Below are 15,198 nucleotides of genomic sequence, written 5' to 3'. Positions count from 1 at the left end.
CGGCTCCGAGAGGCGGCTTCTCGCTGCTCACGGAGCCGCGCTGTTTGAACGATCAGCCACCGGATACCCGTACCGCATGGTCGAGACGGTGAGACGGACGGGCCGCGACGAGACCGAGGACGAGCGCGCGGACCGCATGTGGGGCGAACTCATCCAGGAGATCCGCGTCGCCCAGACAGGCGTTCAGATCCTGTTCGGCTTCCTGCTCACCGTGGTCTTCACACCCAAGTACGACGACCTCGCCCACACGGACCAGGTCATCTACATCGTGACCGTCGTCCTCGGCTCCTGCGCCACCGGAGCCCTCATAGGACCGGTCTCACTGCACCGCCTCGTCTCGGGGCGGCGCATCAAACCCCAGGCCGTGCGGATCGCCTCCCGTCTGACCTTCGTGGGACTGGTTCTCCTGCTCACGACGATGACGGCCGCCCTGCTGCTGATACTGCGCGTGGCGACCCACGACGACTGGGTGCCCTGGCTCGTCACCGCAGTCGTGGCCTGGTACCTGGTGTGCTGGTTCGGAGTGCCCCTGTGGACGCGTCGGCGCTATACGACGAGGTGACCCGCGGCGCGTCCAGCTGCCGGTCGTGCAGATGGCTCAGCGTGATCACGGACACCGTGGCGCCGATCAGCGCGCAGAACATGTCCCACTGGGTGTCCCACACATCGCCCTGCGTGGCCAGGAAGGCGTCCGCCGCCTGACCTCCGATCACCGCGGCCGCCCACTCCAGCATCTCGAACACGGCACTGAAGGCCAGACACGCGCACACCGTCAGCGGCGCCAGCCAGCGGCTGCCCCGCAGCGGTGAGGTACGGCTGAGCAGCTCCCGTACGAGGACCGCCGGCACGAAGCCCTGCATGAGGTGGCCGAAACGGTCGTACGGATTGCGGTCGAGCCCGAACGTGTCCCGCACCCAGTCGCCGAGCGGCACCTGCGCGTAGGTGTAGTGACCGCCCACGATCAGTACGAGCGCGTGGACCGCGAGCAGACAGCACAGCAGATCGGTCAGCGGGAAGCGGCGCCACGTGAACACGATCAGCGGCAGCCCGACCAGAACCCACACGGTCTCCAGGAACCAGGTGGTGCGGTCGCGCGGGTCCCAGGCGGACAGGACCAGCGCGGCGACCACGGCCCACGCGAGCAGGACCGGCAGGAAGCGTCGCACAGTGGTCATGAGGTGCTCCTTGTCGTAGGAGCTCTCATCGTGGGGGCCGGGGGAGGACGGCGGCATGAGTACGGCTACTCAGGCCGGGTGCGCACCGGCCCCTGTCTCAGCCTCCCGCGATGACCGAGGCCAGGAAGTCGTCCACGCTGACCTCCTCCTGTCCCGGCGGCACGATCTCGCGGGTCTCCCGCAGGAAGGACGCCAGCGCCGGGGCCCAGGCGAAGACCACGGCGTGCTGGCGGCCCCCGTCGGAGCGGGCGTCGCCGTAGAACTCCATGCGCAGCTCCTCCCAGACGCCGGTCGAGACGGGGCTGAGCCGCACGTCGCCGACCCCGACCGGACCGCGCAGTCCTTCGGCGAGCATCTCGCGGTCCAGCCGCCACCGGGCCAGCACCCGGCCGTCATGGCTGAAGACAGCGGTGACGGCGAACGGGTCCGCCGCGTCGTAGCCGAGGTGGGCGAGCACGGGGCAACGGCCCGTGCCGCCCGCCTGCAGTTGCACGACCAGAGTCTTGTGCGCGGTTCTGGGGACGAAGGAGTTCACCTGAAGGCCTCCGGGAAGAGCGACGTGTCGCCCTCTAGTACCCCTCACACGCCTAAGATGCTCAGCCGTCCGGGTGATTCACCTTCGCGGTGCGCAAGGCGGTGATGCACGAGGCGATGGCCTGCTGGAGTTCCTCCAGTTGCTGGACCATGTCGTCCTCGTAGAAGTCCTGGGCGTCGTCGAAGGTCAGCTCCTCGAACACCTTGGTGGCCTTCTGGAGGCTGTTGTAGAACTTCGTCCGCCGTTCCTGGACCCGGAGTTCGGGGTCGGCCTCCACGGCCTCGGCGACAAGGGACTTCATGGTGTCGAAGGCCTCGGCCGCCCACTCACCGGTGTCCTCGTCCTCCTCCAGCTCCTCGAGGAGGGACAGGTGCCGCTCGGCCTCCTGGCGCAGGTCCACGGGCGCGTCGATGGTCTGCCCGGCCGGGGTCCTGACCTGACCGGACTCGGCGATCTGGCGGACGTATCCGATCCGGTCGGCCGCGCGGCTCTCGGTGGCCACGGCCTTCTTCAGGTCGTCCGTGCGCACCACGTCCCGGGCCAGCGAGGCCTGGAGCTCCGGGTCCTCCTTGATCCGGTCGAGCAGTGCGCCGCGCGCGGCCCGGGCGGTGGAGGGGTCGGCGAGGATCGCGGCGCGCAGCGCGGTCGGGTTCTCGGCGACCTCCAGGGCCTTGGTGGGCCGGATGCCCTCGGCCTCGGCGGCCTCGGCGATGGCGGTGCCCCGCTCGGAGCCGGCGCTGTTGCGGGAGACGTAGTAGTCGAGCCACACGTCGGCGTCCGGCAGCTCCACGTCCTGGCCCGGCGCCAGCGCCTCGAACTGCGGGACCATCCCGTCGTCGGCGGCCCGGTCCCAGGCCTTGTAGTAGCGCATGACGCGCTCGGGCGAGCAGCCGGCGAGCTCGGCGAACTCCTTCGCGGACACCTTCGGCGTCTCGTCCGCGCTCTGGCCGCCGGGCCGCACGCTGCGCGCCACCATCAGGCCGAAGGCCCATCCGCCGGTCCGCGCGTAGACACCGAACTCCCGGGCGTCCCGCGCTACGAGGTCGGACAGGGGCGCGCCGGACGTCTCGACCGTGGCCTGGGAGGACGTGTCGGACGGGTCGATCGCTAGGGTCACGGGTGCTTCTCCTGGGCAGGCTCGTTCGGACCGCACGATGTGCGGGTCGGAAGCCTATTGCACGTCCGGGCACCGCCGGGCGGTCCGGCCCGCTCAGGCGAACGCGTCGCGCAGCGCGGGCAGCAGCGTCTTCGCCGACCAGTCCAGGAACTCCGCCTGCGAGTCCCCGCCGATCTGCACCAGGGCGATCTCGGTGAAGCCCGCTTCCGCGTACGGCCGTACCGCCTCGACGAAGTCGTCCGGGTCGTCGCCGCAGGGAATCGACTCCGCGACGTCGTCGGGCGTGACGAACTGCGTGGCCGCCTCGAAGGCATCCGGGTGCGGGAGCTCGGAGTTGACCTTCCAGCCGCTGCCGAACCAGCGGAACTGGGAGTGCGCCCGCTTGACCGCCGTGTCCCGGTCGGGGTCGTAGCAGACGGGCAGTTGCCCCACGCGCGGCTTGCCCTCGCCGCCGTGCCGGTCGAACGCGTCGAGCAGGCCGGCCTTGGGCTCCGTGGCGATGACCAGGTCGGCGAGGCGGCCGGCCAGTTCGCAGGACTGTTCGCCGGAGACGGCGATGCCGATCTGCGGCGGCTCGTCCGGCAGGTCCCACAGCCGGGCCGACTCCACGTCGAAGTGGTTCCCGCGGTGGTTCACATGGCCGCCCCGGAACAGCGCGCGGATGATCTCCACCGCCTCTTCCAGCCTCTCGTGCCGTACGTCGGCCGAGGGCCAGCCGCCGCCCACAACATGCTCGTTCAGGTTCTCGCCGGAGCCGAGCCCCAGCCGGAACCGGCCCTCCGAGAGCAGCTGTATCGTCGCCGCCTTCTGCGCCACCACCGCCGGGTGGTAGCGGAAGGACGGACAGGTCACGTACGTCATCAGCGGGATGCGGGAGGTCGCCTGGGCGGCAGCCCCGAGCACGCTCCACGCGTACGGCGAGTGTCCCTGCGTCCGCAGCCACGGGAAGTAGTGGTCCGAGGTCACCGAGAAGTCGTAGCCCACCTCCTCGGCCCGCACCACATGGCCGACGAGCTCTCGAGGGCCGGCCTGCTCGGTCATCATCGTGTATCCGATTTGCACCATGAGGGCCGAGTCCCCGGTGACCGGAGGGGAAAACGGGCTTCCGGGGCCCTCTCGATCAAGGCCGGGGAACAAGAGAGGATGCCCCCATGAGCTCCCTGCCCACCAGCACCCCCGCCGCCCAGGGCGTCGACGCCGCCGGCATACAGGCCTTCCTCGACGCCCTCGAAGCCGACCCGGCCATCGAGCCGCACAGCCTGATGCTGCTGCGCCACGGTCAGGTGGTGGCCTCGGGCTGGTGGGCGCCGTACGCCCCGGACCGGCTCCACCTCCTCTACTCGCTCAGCAAGAGCTTCACCGCGACGGCCGCCGGGTTCGCCCTCGCCGAGGGACTGATCGGGCTCGACGACCCGGTGATCTCGCACTTCCCGGAGTTCGAGGCCGATGTCACCGACCCGCGCAGCCGCGCGATGCTCGTACGGCATGTGGCGTCGATGGCCAGCGGTCATCTCGAGGAGACACTGGACCGGGCGCGCGCACAGGACCGCGAGGAGCTCGTCCGGGGCTTCCTGCTGGTGCCGCCCGACCGGGACCCGGGCACGGTCTTCGCCTACAACCAGCCCGCCACCTACGCCCTCGCCGCGATCGTCCAGCGCGTCACGGGTCAGAAGCTCACCGAGTACCTGCGGCCCCGGCTGTTCGAGCCGCTCGGGATCGGCGAGGTGGCCTGGATCCCCGACCGCAGGGGCCGTGAGCTCGGTTTCAGCGGGCTGCACGCCACCACCGACGCCATCGCCAGGCTCGGTCTGCTGTATCTGCGGGGCGGGGTGTGGGAGGGCGAGCGGCTGCTGCCCGAGTCATGGGTGGCCGAGGCGACGCGGGTCCAGATCGCGCACGAGGTGCCGGCGGCGGGCGGCTGGTCGGACTGGCAGCAGGGCTACGGCTTCCAGTTCTGGATGGCGCGGCACGGCTACCGCGGGGACGGGGCGTACGGGCAGTTCTGCGTGGTGCTGCCCGAGCAGGACGCGGTGCTGGCGATCACCTCGGAGACCGTGGACATGCAGAAGGTGCTGGACCTGGCCTGGGAGCATCTGCTCCCCGCGTTCGGGGCCGGCCCGCTGCCCGGCCGCGAGGCGGTGGACGCGGCCCTGGCCGACCGTCTGGCACGGCTGGCGCTGCCGCCCGCCGAGGGCAAGGCGGCCCCCGCGGACCGGGTGGCGGACTGGAACACCGCCTTCACTCCGTACGGCGGTGCCTGCGCCGACCAGCCGTCCCTGAGCGCGGTCGAGGTGGACCCGCGGGGCCGCGTGACGCTCGTCGACGACGGCGACCGGCTGGAACTGGGGCTCCGAGCCGGGGAGGACCGCTGGACGGTGGCCGACGAGCCCGTGCCGGTCGCGGTGAGCGGTGGCTGGACCGACGCGGAGACCCTCGCCGTCGACGTGGCTTTCCTGGAGACACCGCACCACCTGCTGGTGACGTGCTCGCTCGGGGACCGGACCTTCACCGCGCGCTGGCGCACCCAGCCCCTGCACGGCGGACCGCTGCGGCGGATGCGCGCGCCGCGCTCAGCCTGAGGGCACGTGGAGGGTGCTCAGGAAGGTGTCCAGCGCCACCTGGTTGGCGGCGTCGTTCCAGTCGGCCGCCGGGGTTGTCCAGCGCAGTGAGTAGCCGCGGCCCCCGCCGATGAGGAAACCGCGGCCGAAGGTCCGCACCCGGGTGCCGTCGACGTCCTCGACCCACTGCATGTCGGCGGCCTCGTGGCCCTGGAAGGTCGTGGCGCGGATGTCACCGAGGCGCTCGTAGCCGGGGTTGTTCTCCAGGCCCGGCTCCACGTCGTCGCGCCACACGGCCACGGCGTCCGTGCCGACGGCCTTGCTGTAGGTGACGGCGAGCGTGCGCGGGTCACCGGAGGCGCCGAACGTGACGCGGTACGCCAGGTCGCCCTGGCGTTGCGTCTCCAGTGGCTTCCATCCCTTGGGCAGGGCGACGGAGAAGCCTTCGGGGGAGTGGTACTCGCTGTATCCGGACGGCAGCCCCGTGCCCGTGGTGGGAGAGGCCGTCCGGCTCGGCGTGCGCGTGGGCGTGGGCTTGGGCGTCGCTGGCGGTTCGACGCTCTCGTCGGTGCGGCTGCCGGGTGCGGTGACCGACGGGGAGGGGGCCGGAGGCGGTGGGGCGGGCGCGGAGGCGGAGGCCGACGCGGACGGGGCGGGCGCCTCGCCTGTCGTCGCACTGTCGCCGCCGGGCAGCGCCTTGGTGACGGTGAGGACGGCGGCGGCCACCGCGACGACGGCCACGGCGGTCCCCGCGATCAGGAGGCGGCTGCCGCGACCCGGGGCCACGCCGTGCAGGACACGCAGCCGGGGGGACCTGGGTTCCTCCGGCAGGGCCGCGTCGGGGTCCTCGTCGAGAACCCGGAGGAGGGCGCCCCGCACGGCGGTGCGGCTCAGCCGCTCCCGGGAGTCCTTGCGCAGCAGCCCCTGCACGGTCTGGGTGAGCGGTCCGGCGCGCACCGGGGCCCTGAGCGGCAGCCGGTCGACGCCCTTCAAGGTGGCCGCGGGCCGGTCGCGGTCACGGAAGGGCGGACGTCCCTCGACCAGCGTGTAGAGAATCGCGCCGAGCGCCCACAGGTCGGCGGCCGGCCCGATGCGTTCGTCGCGGGCCTGCTCGGGGGAGGCGTACGACGGTGCCGAGAGCCGGGGGGCGAGGGTCGCGCCGGCCAGGCCCCAGCCGGTCACGACGACGGAGCCCTGGTGGTGCACGAACACCTGGCCCGGGCTGAGTTCACCGTGTGTGATGCCCTCGCCGTGCGCCGCCTCCAGCACCTCCAGCAGCTCCAGGCCGACGCGGGCCGCCCGCACGTGGTCGAACGTCCCCTGTCGGCTGAGGAGTTCGCCCAGGGGGATGCCGTCGACGGGCTCGGTGACGGTCCACAGGGTGCCCTCCTGCACGACGGCGTCCACGACCGCGGCGATCCGGCCGGGGGAGAGGACCCGCATGGTCTTGGACATCCGGACGACTCCCGCGGCCGTGCGCAGCGAGGTCTCCTCGTCGGTGCCGGCCGGCAGCCCGATCTCGGTGAGCAGACAGGGGCGTTCGGCCGCGACGTCCTCGCCGTACCAGCAGGTCCGGTTGGTCTCGCGGTGCAGGACATCCAGGGGCCGGTACCGTCCTGCGACCAACTCGTGTGTGGAGACGTGCGCCTTGACCATGGTCATCCCTCGCTGAACCCCTGGCTCTCACCTTTCACAGAGGTACGGCGGGTGCGGCGGGGTCCGTTCAATCAAATCGTCAACCGATGGAATCCGCTTTCTGGTTGCTCGATTTCTGACTTTCGAGTCAGGAGAACGAACGCAGTCGAGCACTTCATTCACCGCAGCCCGAACCGCCCGGCCCAGTCCATGACGTCGGCGGTGGTCGCGTTGCCGCCGCACACGACGAGACCCAGCCGGCAGTCCTCGCCGACGCGCTCCAGCACCCTCCGGGCGGCGGGCAGCAGACATCCGGCCGCCGGTTCGCCCCACACCTTGGCGTGGTCGGCGAGGTCGAGACAGCCCTGCACGGCCTCCCGGTCCGGGACCACCAAAACCTCGGTGACCAGAGCCGCCACATGGTCGTACGTCAGCCGCGAGACGGACGGGGCGCTCAGCGTGGACACGATGGAGGACAGCGCGACCGGCACCGGCCCGCCCGCGGCGAGTGCCCGGGACATGGCCTCGGCGCCCTCGGTCTCCACACCCCAGACCCGGACACCCGGACGACGCGCCCGCAGCGCCGCCGCGACCCCGGCGATCAGGCCGCCGCCCCCGACGCTGACGAGGACGTCGGTGAGGTCGCCCGCGTCGTCGGCGAGTTCCAGTCCGACGGTCCCCTGTCCCGCGATCACCAGAGGGTCGTCGAAGGGGTGGACCAGTGTCAGCCCCTCGTCCCGCAGCCGGTTCACGAGCGAGAAGGCGCCGTCCATGTCGTCCGTCAGCCGCAACGAGGCCCCGGCCGCCGCCACGATCTCCACCGACCGGGCGGGCGCCGAACGCGGCATGACCACCGTCGCCTTGACGTCGAGCGCCGCCGCCATGTGGGCCAGGGCGATGCCGTGGTTGCCGCCGCTGACCGCCACGACCCCGGCGGCCCGCTCCGCCTCACTCAGCGACAGCAGCTTGGCCGTCGCCCCACGCGCCTTGAACGAGCCGGTGCGCTGGAGCAGTTCGAGCTTGACGGTGACGGGAGCACCGAGCAGCGCCGACAGGCCGGGGCTGGGCAGGGTCGGCGTGCGTACGACGTGCCCGGCGATCAGCCCGGCCTGCTGCTCGATGTCCGTGATCCCGATCAAGACGATTCCTTCCGGCGGGGAGAGCTCATCTCGAACCCTGTCCCGAGGACCGGCGCCGGTCAACTCGGCATCACAGATCACGCCGCAGCAGGTAGTCCAGCAAAGGCCGCAGCTCGTACGCGGTCTCCGCCAAGGCCATGCGACGTCGGGCCTCGGCGAGGGCGGCCGACCGGCCGCCGCACTTCTCGACCAGGTCCGCCATCTCCTGCGGGGGCCCGTCCGACTCCAGGAGCCGCGCCAGCTGCGCCGCCGCAGGTGTCGGTGAGTCGAGCGCGGCCAGTATCGGGAACGTCTTCTTGCGCTCCCGCAGATCGCCGTGCACGGGCTTGCCCGTGACGAGGGGGTCGCCCCAGATCCCCAGGACGTCGTCGACGATCTGGAACGCGACCCCCAGATGCCGCCCGGCCCGGTCCAGGGCGGCCACCGTGGCCGGGGGCGCCCCGCCGAGCAGAGCACCCAGTGCCGCCGCGCAGCCCAGCAGCGCTCCGGTCTTGTGCTCGGCCATGGCCCGGTACTCCTCCGGCCGCACCCGCTCCGGTCCCGTCCAGGGGCGGGTGGCGAACAGGAGGTCGTCCGCCTGCCCACGCACCAGGTCGGACAGTGCCGCGGACAGGAGCCGTACGGCGTCGGAGCCGGCATCGGCCAGGGTCTCGACGGCCAGCGCGAACAGGGCGTCACCCGCGAGCACGGCCGGGCCGGTGCCGTACGCCTTCCACACCGTGGGGCGGCCGCGCCGGGCCGGATCGCCGTCCATGATGTCGTCGTGGAGCAGCGAGAAGACGTGCACCAGTTCCACCGCGACCGCCGCGGGCACCCCGGCCCGCCCGGGCGCGCCGGCCGCCTCGGCACCCAGCACGGCGAGCGCCTGGCGCACCCCCTTGCCGCCGGACGCGATGGCCGGGGCGCCGCCGACCTCGCACCAGCCGAAGGAATAGGCGGCCATCTCGCTCACCCACGGGTGCAGTCGGCCGACCGCCTCCTGGAGCGCCGGCCGGACCAACCGGCGGGAGCGGGTGAGGACTTCGGGAGCTGCGAGCGTGGTCACCGTACCGCCTCCGTCCGCACGCCGAACTCCTCCTGGGCCCGCGCCACCATCTCCCGCGCGTGCCGCAGCCCGGTCCGCTCCAGCACGCGGGCCAGATCGTCCAGTTCGGCCGCGGTCTCGGCGCGGTCGCGGCCCAGACGGGCCAGGGACTTGGCGAGCCCCAGCCGGGCCAGGGCCTCCCCGCGAGGTTCGCTCATGGCGCGGAACTCGGCGAGCGCCTGCTCGTACACGTCGCGGGCCTCGGGGTAACGCCCCGCGCGGTAGAGCACGTTGCCGCGCATCTTGTGGTTGTATGCCAGCGCGCTGGACAGGTTCATCTCCCGGCAGGTCGTCTCCGCCTCGGACAGCAGGGCGAGGGCCCGCTCCGTGTCGCCGTCGCGCACGGAGAGGAGGTCGGCGAGCCCGCGCAGCGCCCAGGCGTGACCGCGCCGGTCGTCGGCGCCCGCGGCGATCCCGGCCGCCTCCTCGAACATGGCGAACGCGGTGTCGTAGGACCCGGTGTTGCGGTGCATCTGCGCGATCCCGGACAGCGCCCACACCGTGTGCCGTGCCTCGCCACGTCGTCTGGCCTCGGCCAGTAGCTGTTCGTGCAGGTGGCCGACGGCCTCGTAGTCGCCCTGGATACGGCCGGTCTCGGCCAGTCCCGCCAGCGAGTAACCGCGCACGACGACATCGCCGCCACGCTCGCCGAGTTCGGCCGCCAGCCCCAACAGCCGCCGGGCCAGGGCGAATACGCCGCGCTGGCGGGCCAGCGTGCCGCCGCTCCACAGCGCCCAGGCCATGCCCGCGGTGTCCTCGGCCAGGCGGGCCGCCCGGTAACTCGCCTTCCACGCGCGGTCGGCGTCGGTGACCCGGCCGAGCCTGCGCAGCGCCTCGGCGACGGCGAGTCCGGAGCGGGCCGCCTCCGCGTGCCGTCCGGCTCGCTCGGCCGCTCTCAACTGCTCGGTGCCGGCGGCCAGGACCTCGTCCAGCGAGGAGTTCACGGAGAGGGTGGTGAGCGCGCCCTGGTACTCCGGGGCGAATGCCTTGCCGTACATGCATGCCTTTCCGTCCGTATACACCGCATCTATACATGCTGTGTATACATGGTGTGCATAGTGCCTCGAAAATGAGCCCCGGCCCGGGGGCCGGGGCTCATCCGCTGCCGGTCAAGACGTGGACGGAGCCGGACGGGTTGCCTCTGAGGCGCAGATCACTGCCTGGGGCCTCAGTGCTGCTGCGCCTTCTGCGGGGTCGCCTCACTCGGCCGTACGACGACGTATCCCGAGCCCTGCAGCACCAGCTGCACCGCCTCACCGGAACCGCCGCGCAGCATCGACCCGATGGACTGCGAACGGTGCAGCGAGGTCGCGAGGCCCGCCGTCCATCCGACGACCGCGTCCGTGTCGACGTACACGGGGAACTCCGGCGAGACCGGGATCACCAGCGGATTGCCCTCGCAGACGAGCCCGAGTCGGCCGTGGCCGGTGAAGACGCTGTTGAACAGGCCGCCACCGGCTATGCCCGCGCCCTTCACGGTTGCTATCCGGTACGCCAACGAGGCGTCGAAACACAGGACGTTGCGACCGTTGACCGTGAACTCGTCACCCTGTTCCACGTCGACGATGAAACAGTTCTGCGCCTCGTGTGCGAACCAGGCCTCGCCCTGCCCGCGCACCGCCATCAACGGCAGTCCCTCGCCGGTGACGGCCCGCTTGAGCATGCCCCCGACGCCCTGGCCCTTGCGCTCGAACTGGAGATTGCCGCGGTAGGCGACCATCGCCCCCTGGCGGGCGAGCATCTCGCCGTGCACCGCGTACCTGATGCACTTGGAGTTCTCGACCGTCATACCCGGCGCCGTGGCCGGCTGCACCATGTGCTCACTGGAAAAGAGGTCACCCTTCATGGGGGCATCCTGGCCCGGAGGGATACCCTCCGCCAAGATCCCACCGGGTACGGGAATCAGCCGCCGAACAACTGGGTCCAGTACGTGCCTGCCGGGCCGCCGCCCGCGAAGCCGATCCCGATGTGGGTGAAGCCGGGCTTGAGGATGTTGGCGCGGTGCCCCGGACTGTTCATCCAGCCCTCGACGACCTCGGCGGCCGAGCGTTGGCCGCACGCGATGTTCTCCCCGATCGAGCGCCGGGTCGAGCCCGCGGCGGCGGCCCGGTCCCAGGGCTGGGTGCCCTCGGGGGAGGTGTGGGAGTAGAAGGCGCGGACCGCCATGTCGGTGCTGTACGCCTGAGCGGCACGGGCCAGGAGGGGATCGACGCCGAGCGGCGGCAGACCGGCCCGGGCGCGCTCGCGGTTGGTGAGGCTGACCACCTCGTCGGCGGTCCGCGTCAGGCCGTCGGGCGTGAGCGGCCTGGCCCACAGCGCCGTCCAGTACACGTCGCCGGAGCGGCCGTTGGCGGCGTGGGCCAGACCGACGTGGCTGAAGGCCGGATCCTGCAGGGTCCGCCGGGGCTGCTCGGTGCGCAGGCAGTACTCGACGAACTCGGACGGGTCGCGGGGACCGGAGACGAGGTGCTCGCCGACGGTGAGGTACGCGAATCCGGTGGCGGTGAGCCGCTGGAAGAGGGAGACGCCGTCCGGGCCCTCCACGCCGAGACGGTCCGCGGAGGCCATCGCGGTGGCATGGGCGCGGGCGGCGTCGGCGAGACGGGGGTCGAGCACGACCGCGGGTGAACCAGCCGCAGAGCGCGCCGAGTTGACCAGAGCGAGGAAGGCCCCCGGATCGGCGGTCGCAGGGGAGCGGAGCGGGGGCGCGGATCGGGTCGGAGACGGCGGGTGGGCCGGGGACGAGCCCGAGGGCGTCCGGAGGGCGGGAGCAGCGGCACGGCGTGTCACCGCTGCCGGCGACGGCACGAAAGGCACCGCGGTCGCCGGCGTGTCGTCCGTGACGTCCACCCCGAAGTCCCGCGCCAGCCCAGCGAGCCCGTCCGCGTATCCCTGCCCCAGCGCCCGCAGCTTCCAGCCGTCGCCCCGCCGGTAGATCTCCGCGAGCAGCAGGACGGTCTCCTGCCGTGGCCGCGATGGCGTGAACCGGGCGAGCGGGCGGCCGCCCGCACCGGTGACCTGAAGGACCGGGGCGGGCAGCCGGCCCAGCGGGGTGCCGGGGTCGGCCGGGCTGACGACCACCGTGACCCTGGAGGCGCCCGCGCGCAGTCCCCGGGGATCGATGGTCAGGGTGTCACCGGAGAGCCGGGCGCCGGGAGCGGAGGGCTGGTTGTAGAACACGAAGTCGGCGTCGCCCCCGACCTTGCCGTCGTCGTCCGTGACGAGGGCGGACACGTCGAAGGGGCCGGGCACCCGCACGGTGACGGCCCCTTCGGGGAGGGGCAGATTGCCGCCGGGGACCAACTCGCTCATCGTGCCGCCCTGGTGTCGTCGCTCGCCGGGAAAACGCACACCAGGGGGCAGGGGTTCCCGCGGGCTCAGTCCAGCGTGACCGCCGGGGCCATGTCCTCGTGCCTCTCCACCGGCGCCTTGCCGCGCGGGGCCTTCGTGGCCTTGCCGCAGAACGTGGAGTCGAGGGTGCGCAGCATCGTGTTGAGGACCTTGCCGTTGTTGGAGGTGTTGGCGACCGCGGCGAGAGCACGCTTGCCGTCCTTCGAGGCGAACGCGTACGTGTAGAAGCCCTGCACGGCACCCGTGTGGCCGTACACCGAGACCCCGCACGACAGATCACGACGGCGCAGCCCGAGGCCGTACGCCTGACCACTTCCCGCCGGTGCCCACCGCTCCATCTGCGCCAGTTGCGCGGCCGAGGTGAGCCGGCCCCCGAGCAGGGCGGACAGGAAGGTGTTCAGGTCCCGGGTGCTGGAGATGAGAGCGCCCGCGCTCTGCGCCCACGACGCGGTCTGCTCGGTCGCGTCGACGAGTGGGGCACCGGCCTGGTCCGGGGTGAGATAGCCGTGGGCGTGACGGCCGGGGATCTTCATGCCGGGGTGCACGTAGAACGTGTCGCGCAGCTGCAGCGGTTCGATGATCCGCTTCTCGTACTCGGTCCGCACCGGGTTCCCGGTCAGCTTCTCGATCAGCATCCCGGCGACGACGAAGTTGGTGTTCGAGTACGAGTACACCGCGCCGGCCGCGTTCGTGCGCGGTTTGCGCAGCGAGCGCTTCACCAGCTCCTCGGGGGTGAAGACCTTCTTGCGGACCGCCTCGAACCCCTGGACCGTCTTGGCGAACATCTCGTTCGTGTAGTCGTAGAGCCCGCTGCGGTGGCTCAGGACGTGCCGGACCGTGATCCGGTCGTCCGGCAGCAGCCCCGGCAGATAGCGGTTGACCGGCGCGTCGAGTTCCAGCTTCTTCTCGTCGACCAGTTGGAGCAGGACGACGGCGGTGAAGGTCTTGGTGACGCTGCCGATACGGAACCGGTCGGTGTCGCTCATCGTCTGCTGGCTCTTGCGGTCCGCGACGCCGACCGCGGCCCGGTACACCGAGTTCCCGTCGTCGATCCGGGCCATGGACCCCGGTGCGCCCTGCGCCGTCGCGGAATGCAACACGCTGAGCAGACCTGTGAGATCCACCGCGGGTGCGGCGGGCGAATCGGCGTGGGCGGGGACCGCGAGCAGGGGCAGCAGGACCGCTCCGGCCACCGCCCCGACCATCACTCGTGCTGATGCCATCCGGCTGATCTCCTGTCGTTTCGTCAGTTTCCATACGAACGCGGAGATTATCGCCATGAAAGCCGCAAAAAGTGATGATTGACCGCACCGATCGGCACAGAAGTCTCTTCGGGAACGCACAGCCAATCCTGCTTCTTTTATTGACGAAGGAAAAGAAGCCCTCTAAGTTCCCGGCCATGCGCTTCACCCCTCGCGCCGAGACGTTCCCCGCCAACACACCCGCCGCCTCGCAGGTGTTCACCACCGTCCTGTCCCAGGGCCCCCTGCCCCGCCTGGAGGTGGCCCGGCGGGTCGGTCTGTCGCCGGCCGCCGTCACCAAGGCGGTCCGGCCGCTCATCGAGGCCGGATACCTGGTGGAGGGCGCGGACGAGGAGGCCCGACCGGCGCTCGGGCGGCCCGCGAACCTCGTACGGGTCGACGGAGGGCGGGCCCTGTTCATCGGCGTCAAGGTCACCGGCGACGAGATCATCGGGGTCCTCACCGACCTGTGCTGCCGTATCCGCGTCGCCCGGCACCTGCCGCTGCCCGACCGTGAGCCCAGGACGGTGCTCGCGAGCATCACGGAACTCGTCCAGCGGCTCATGGCCGAGACGGACGGCTCCACGGCTCCGGTCCTGGGTCTCGGCATCGCGGTCTCCGGTGACGTCGACCGGGGCGAGGGCGCCGTCCGCTACTCGCCCTTCCTGGAGTGGCGCGACGTGCCGCTCGCCGAACTCGCCGCCATGACCACGGGTTTGCCGGTCACCGTCGACAACGACGTACGCGCTCTGACGGTCGCCGAGCAGTGGTTCGGTGCCGGAGTGGGCCTGTCCGACTTCGCCGTGGTCACCGTGGGCGCCGGCATCGGCTGCGGCCTGGTGGTGCACGGCCGGGTGGTCGCCGGGGCGCACGGGGTGGCCGGGGAGATCGGCCATGTGACCGTCGACCCGGCCGGGCCGATCTGCCACTGCGGCAACCGCGGCTGCGTCGAGGCGATCGCCGGGGAAGCCGCGATCGTCCAGCAGGTCCGCGAGGCCACCGGGGCCGAACTCCCCGACGCCGCCGCGGCCCTGCACCTGGCCCGCGAAGGGGTCGCCGGAGCCCGGGACGTGTACGCGCGTGCGGGCGAGGCGATCGGCCGGGGCATCGCCACCGTCGCCAACCTCCTCGGCCCCGAGCGCGTGATCATCTCCGGCGAGGGGCTCGCCGCCTACGACCTGTTCGCCGAGCAGATCCGCGACGCCTTCGTCGGGGCCGCCTTCGGCTCCGCCGCCCAGTGCGACGTCCGCACCCACCCGCTGCCCTTCGACGAGTGGGCCCGCGGAGCCGCCGCCACCGCCATCCAGTCCTTCATCACCCCGGACCCGACCCGATAACGACCCGCACCCCACCCGCACCCCAT

The 15,198-nt window shown here is 71.9% G+C and carries 14 protein-coding genes; 3 read left to right on the top strand and 11 right to left on the bottom strand.

Annotated elements, in window-relative coordinates; translation table 11 throughout:
• Positions 1 to 76 precede the first annotated feature (76 nt).
• Positions 77 to 562, top strand: coding sequence for a DUF6328 family protein (locus BFN33_RS04430; protein WP_069758485.1), 486 nt, complete (start codon positions 77 to 79; stop codon positions 560 to 562).
• On the opposite strand, the gene BFN33_RS04425 is transcribed toward BFN33_RS04430, so the two are convergent.
• The 4 genes from BFN33_RS04425 to BFN33_RS04410 form a co-directional block, all read right to left on the bottom strand.
• Positions 483 to 1,175, bottom strand: a complete 693-nt coding sequence (locus BFN33_RS04425; protein ID WP_069758950.1) for a DUF2238 domain-containing protein — start codon at positions 1,173 to 1,175, stop codon at positions 483 to 485. The two genes, BFN33_RS04430 and BFN33_RS04425, sit on opposite strands and share 80 nt — an antisense overlap.
• A 97-nt stretch (positions 1,176 to 1,272) precedes the next feature.
• Positions 1,273 to 1,710 carry an SsgA family sporulation/cell division regulator gene (locus BFN33_RS04420; protein WP_069758484.1) on the bottom strand — a complete coding sequence of 146 codons (438 nt, stop codon included), beginning with the start codon at positions 1,708 to 1,710 and terminating at the stop codon, positions 1,273 to 1,275.
• Positions 1,711 to 1,771: 61 nt separating this feature from the next.
• Entirely contained in the window at positions 1,772 to 2,827 is a 1,056-nt protein-coding gene (locus BFN33_RS04415; protein ID WP_069758483.1) for a hypothetical protein, read from the bottom strand.
• A 93-nt stretch (positions 2,828 to 2,920) separates the two neighbouring features.
• Positions 2,921 to 3,892 carry an LLM class F420-dependent oxidoreductase gene (locus BFN33_RS04410; RefSeq protein WP_069758482.1) on the bottom strand — a complete coding sequence of 324 codons (972 nt, stop codon included), beginning with the start codon at positions 3,890 to 3,892 and terminating at the stop codon, positions 2,921 to 2,923.
• A gap of 86 nt (positions 3,893 to 3,978) precedes the next feature.
• Here BFN33_RS04410 and BFN33_RS04405 point away from each other — a divergent pair, with 86 nt between their 5' ends.
• Entirely contained in the window at positions 3,979 to 5,406 is a 1,428-nt protein-coding gene (locus tag BFN33_RS04405; RefSeq protein WP_069758481.1) for a serine hydrolase, read from the top strand.
• Here the strand turns inward: BFN33_RS04405 and BFN33_RS04400 are convergent.
• From BFN33_RS04400 to BFN33_RS04370, 7 genes are all read right to left on the bottom strand, one after another.
• Positions 5,398 to 7,047, bottom strand: coding sequence for a serine/threonine-protein kinase (locus BFN33_RS04400; RefSeq protein WP_069758480.1), 1,650 nt, complete (start codon positions 7,045 to 7,047; stop codon positions 5,398 to 5,400). The genes BFN33_RS04405 and BFN33_RS04400 overlap by 9 nt on opposite strands.
• Before the next feature lie 152 nt (positions 7,048 to 7,199).
• Positions 7,200 to 8,159 carry a threonine/serine dehydratase gene (locus BFN33_RS04395; protein ID WP_069758479.1) on the bottom strand — a complete coding sequence of 320 codons (960 nt, stop codon included), beginning with the start codon at positions 8,157 to 8,159 and terminating at the stop codon, positions 7,200 to 7,202.
• Positions 8,160 to 8,229: 70 nt separating this feature from the next.
• Complete coding sequence (locus tag BFN33_RS04390; protein WP_069758478.1) at positions 8,230 to 9,204, bottom strand: polyprenyl synthetase family protein; 975 nt, start codon at positions 9,202 to 9,204, stop codon at positions 8,230 to 8,232.
• Positions 9,201 to 10,241: a tetratricopeptide repeat protein gene (locus BFN33_RS04385; protein ID WP_069758477.1), complete on the bottom strand. Its 1,041-nt coding sequence runs from the start codon at positions 10,239 to 10,241 to the stop codon at positions 9,201 to 9,203. Before BFN33_RS04385 ends, BFN33_RS04390 begins: the two co-directional genes overlap by 4 nt.
• 170 nt (positions 10,242 to 10,411) lie before the next feature.
• A complete protein-coding gene (locus BFN33_RS04380) occupies positions 10,412 to 11,089 on the bottom strand; it encodes an AIM24 family protein (protein ID WP_069758476.1) in 678 nt (225 codons plus the stop codon).
• A 56-nt stretch (positions 11,090 to 11,145) separates the two neighbouring features.
• Positions 11,146 to 12,555, bottom strand: a complete 1,410-nt coding sequence (locus BFN33_RS04375) for a CAP domain-containing protein (protein ID WP_069758475.1) — start codon at positions 12,553 to 12,555, stop codon at positions 11,146 to 11,148.
• A gap of 65 nt (positions 12,556 to 12,620) precedes the next feature.
• Positions 12,621 to 13,817 (bottom strand): serine hydrolase, encoded by a 1,197-nt coding sequence (locus tag BFN33_RS04370; RefSeq protein WP_069758474.1) that lies wholly within the window; start codon positions 13,815 to 13,817, stop codon positions 12,621 to 12,623.
• Positions 13,818 to 13,993: 176 nt separating this feature from the next.
• Here BFN33_RS04370 and BFN33_RS04365 point away from each other — a divergent pair, with 176 nt between their 5' ends.
• Positions 13,994 to 15,172: an ROK family transcriptional regulator gene (locus BFN33_RS04365; RefSeq protein ID WP_069758473.1), complete on the top strand. Its 1,179-nt coding sequence runs from the start codon at positions 13,994 to 13,996 to the stop codon at positions 15,170 to 15,172.
• The last annotated feature ends 26 nt before the right edge of the window (positions 15,173 to 15,198 follow it).

This window comes from Streptomyces sp. LUP47B, assembly GCF_001746295.1.
Lineage (GTDB): Bacteria > Actinomycetota > Actinomycetes > Streptomycetales > Streptomycetaceae > Streptomyces.
The sequence above is the reverse complement of the archived record's forward strand: the minus strand, read 5'-3'. Positions and strand labels throughout refer to the sequence as shown.

Excerpts from the sequence above, each read along its gene's own strand:
- BFN33_RS04430 (WP_069758485.1), top strand. The coding sequence starts at position 77 with ATGGTCGAGACGGTGAGACGGACGGGCCGCGACGAGACCGAGGACGAG.
- BFN33_RS04425 (WP_069758950.1), bottom strand. The coding sequence starts at position 1,175 with ATGACCACTGTGCGACGCTTCCTGCCGGTCCTGCTCGCGTGGGCCGTG.
- BFN33_RS04410 (WP_069758482.1), bottom strand. The coding sequence starts at position 3,892 with ATGGTGCAAATCGGATACACGATGATGACCGAGCAGGCCGGCCCTCGA.
- BFN33_RS04405 (WP_069758481.1), top strand. The coding sequence starts at position 3,979 with ATGAGCTCCCTGCCCACCAGCACCCCCGCCGCCCAGGGCGTCGACGCC.
- BFN33_RS04400 (WP_069758480.1), bottom strand. The coding sequence starts at position 7,047 with ATGACCATGGTCAAGGCGCACGTCTCCACACACGAGTTGGTCGCAGGA.
- BFN33_RS04385 (WP_069758477.1), bottom strand. The coding sequence starts at position 10,241 with ATGTACGGCAAGGCATTCGCCCCGGAGTACCAGGGCGCGCTCACCACC.
- BFN33_RS04380 (WP_069758476.1), bottom strand. The coding sequence starts at position 11,089 with ATGAAGGGTGACCTCTTTTCCAGTGAGCACATGGTGCAGCCGGCCACG.
- BFN33_RS04375 (WP_069758475.1), bottom strand. The coding sequence starts at position 12,555 with ATGAGCGAGTTGGTCCCCGGCGGCAATCTGCCCCTCCCCGAAGGGGCC.
- BFN33_RS04370 (WP_069758474.1), bottom strand. The coding sequence starts at position 13,817 with ATGGCATCAGCACGAGTGATGGTCGGGGCGGTGGCCGGAGCGGTCCTG.
- BFN33_RS04365 (WP_069758473.1), top strand. The coding sequence starts at position 13,994 with ATGCGCTTCACCCCTCGCGCCGAGACGTTCCCCGCCAACACACCCGCC.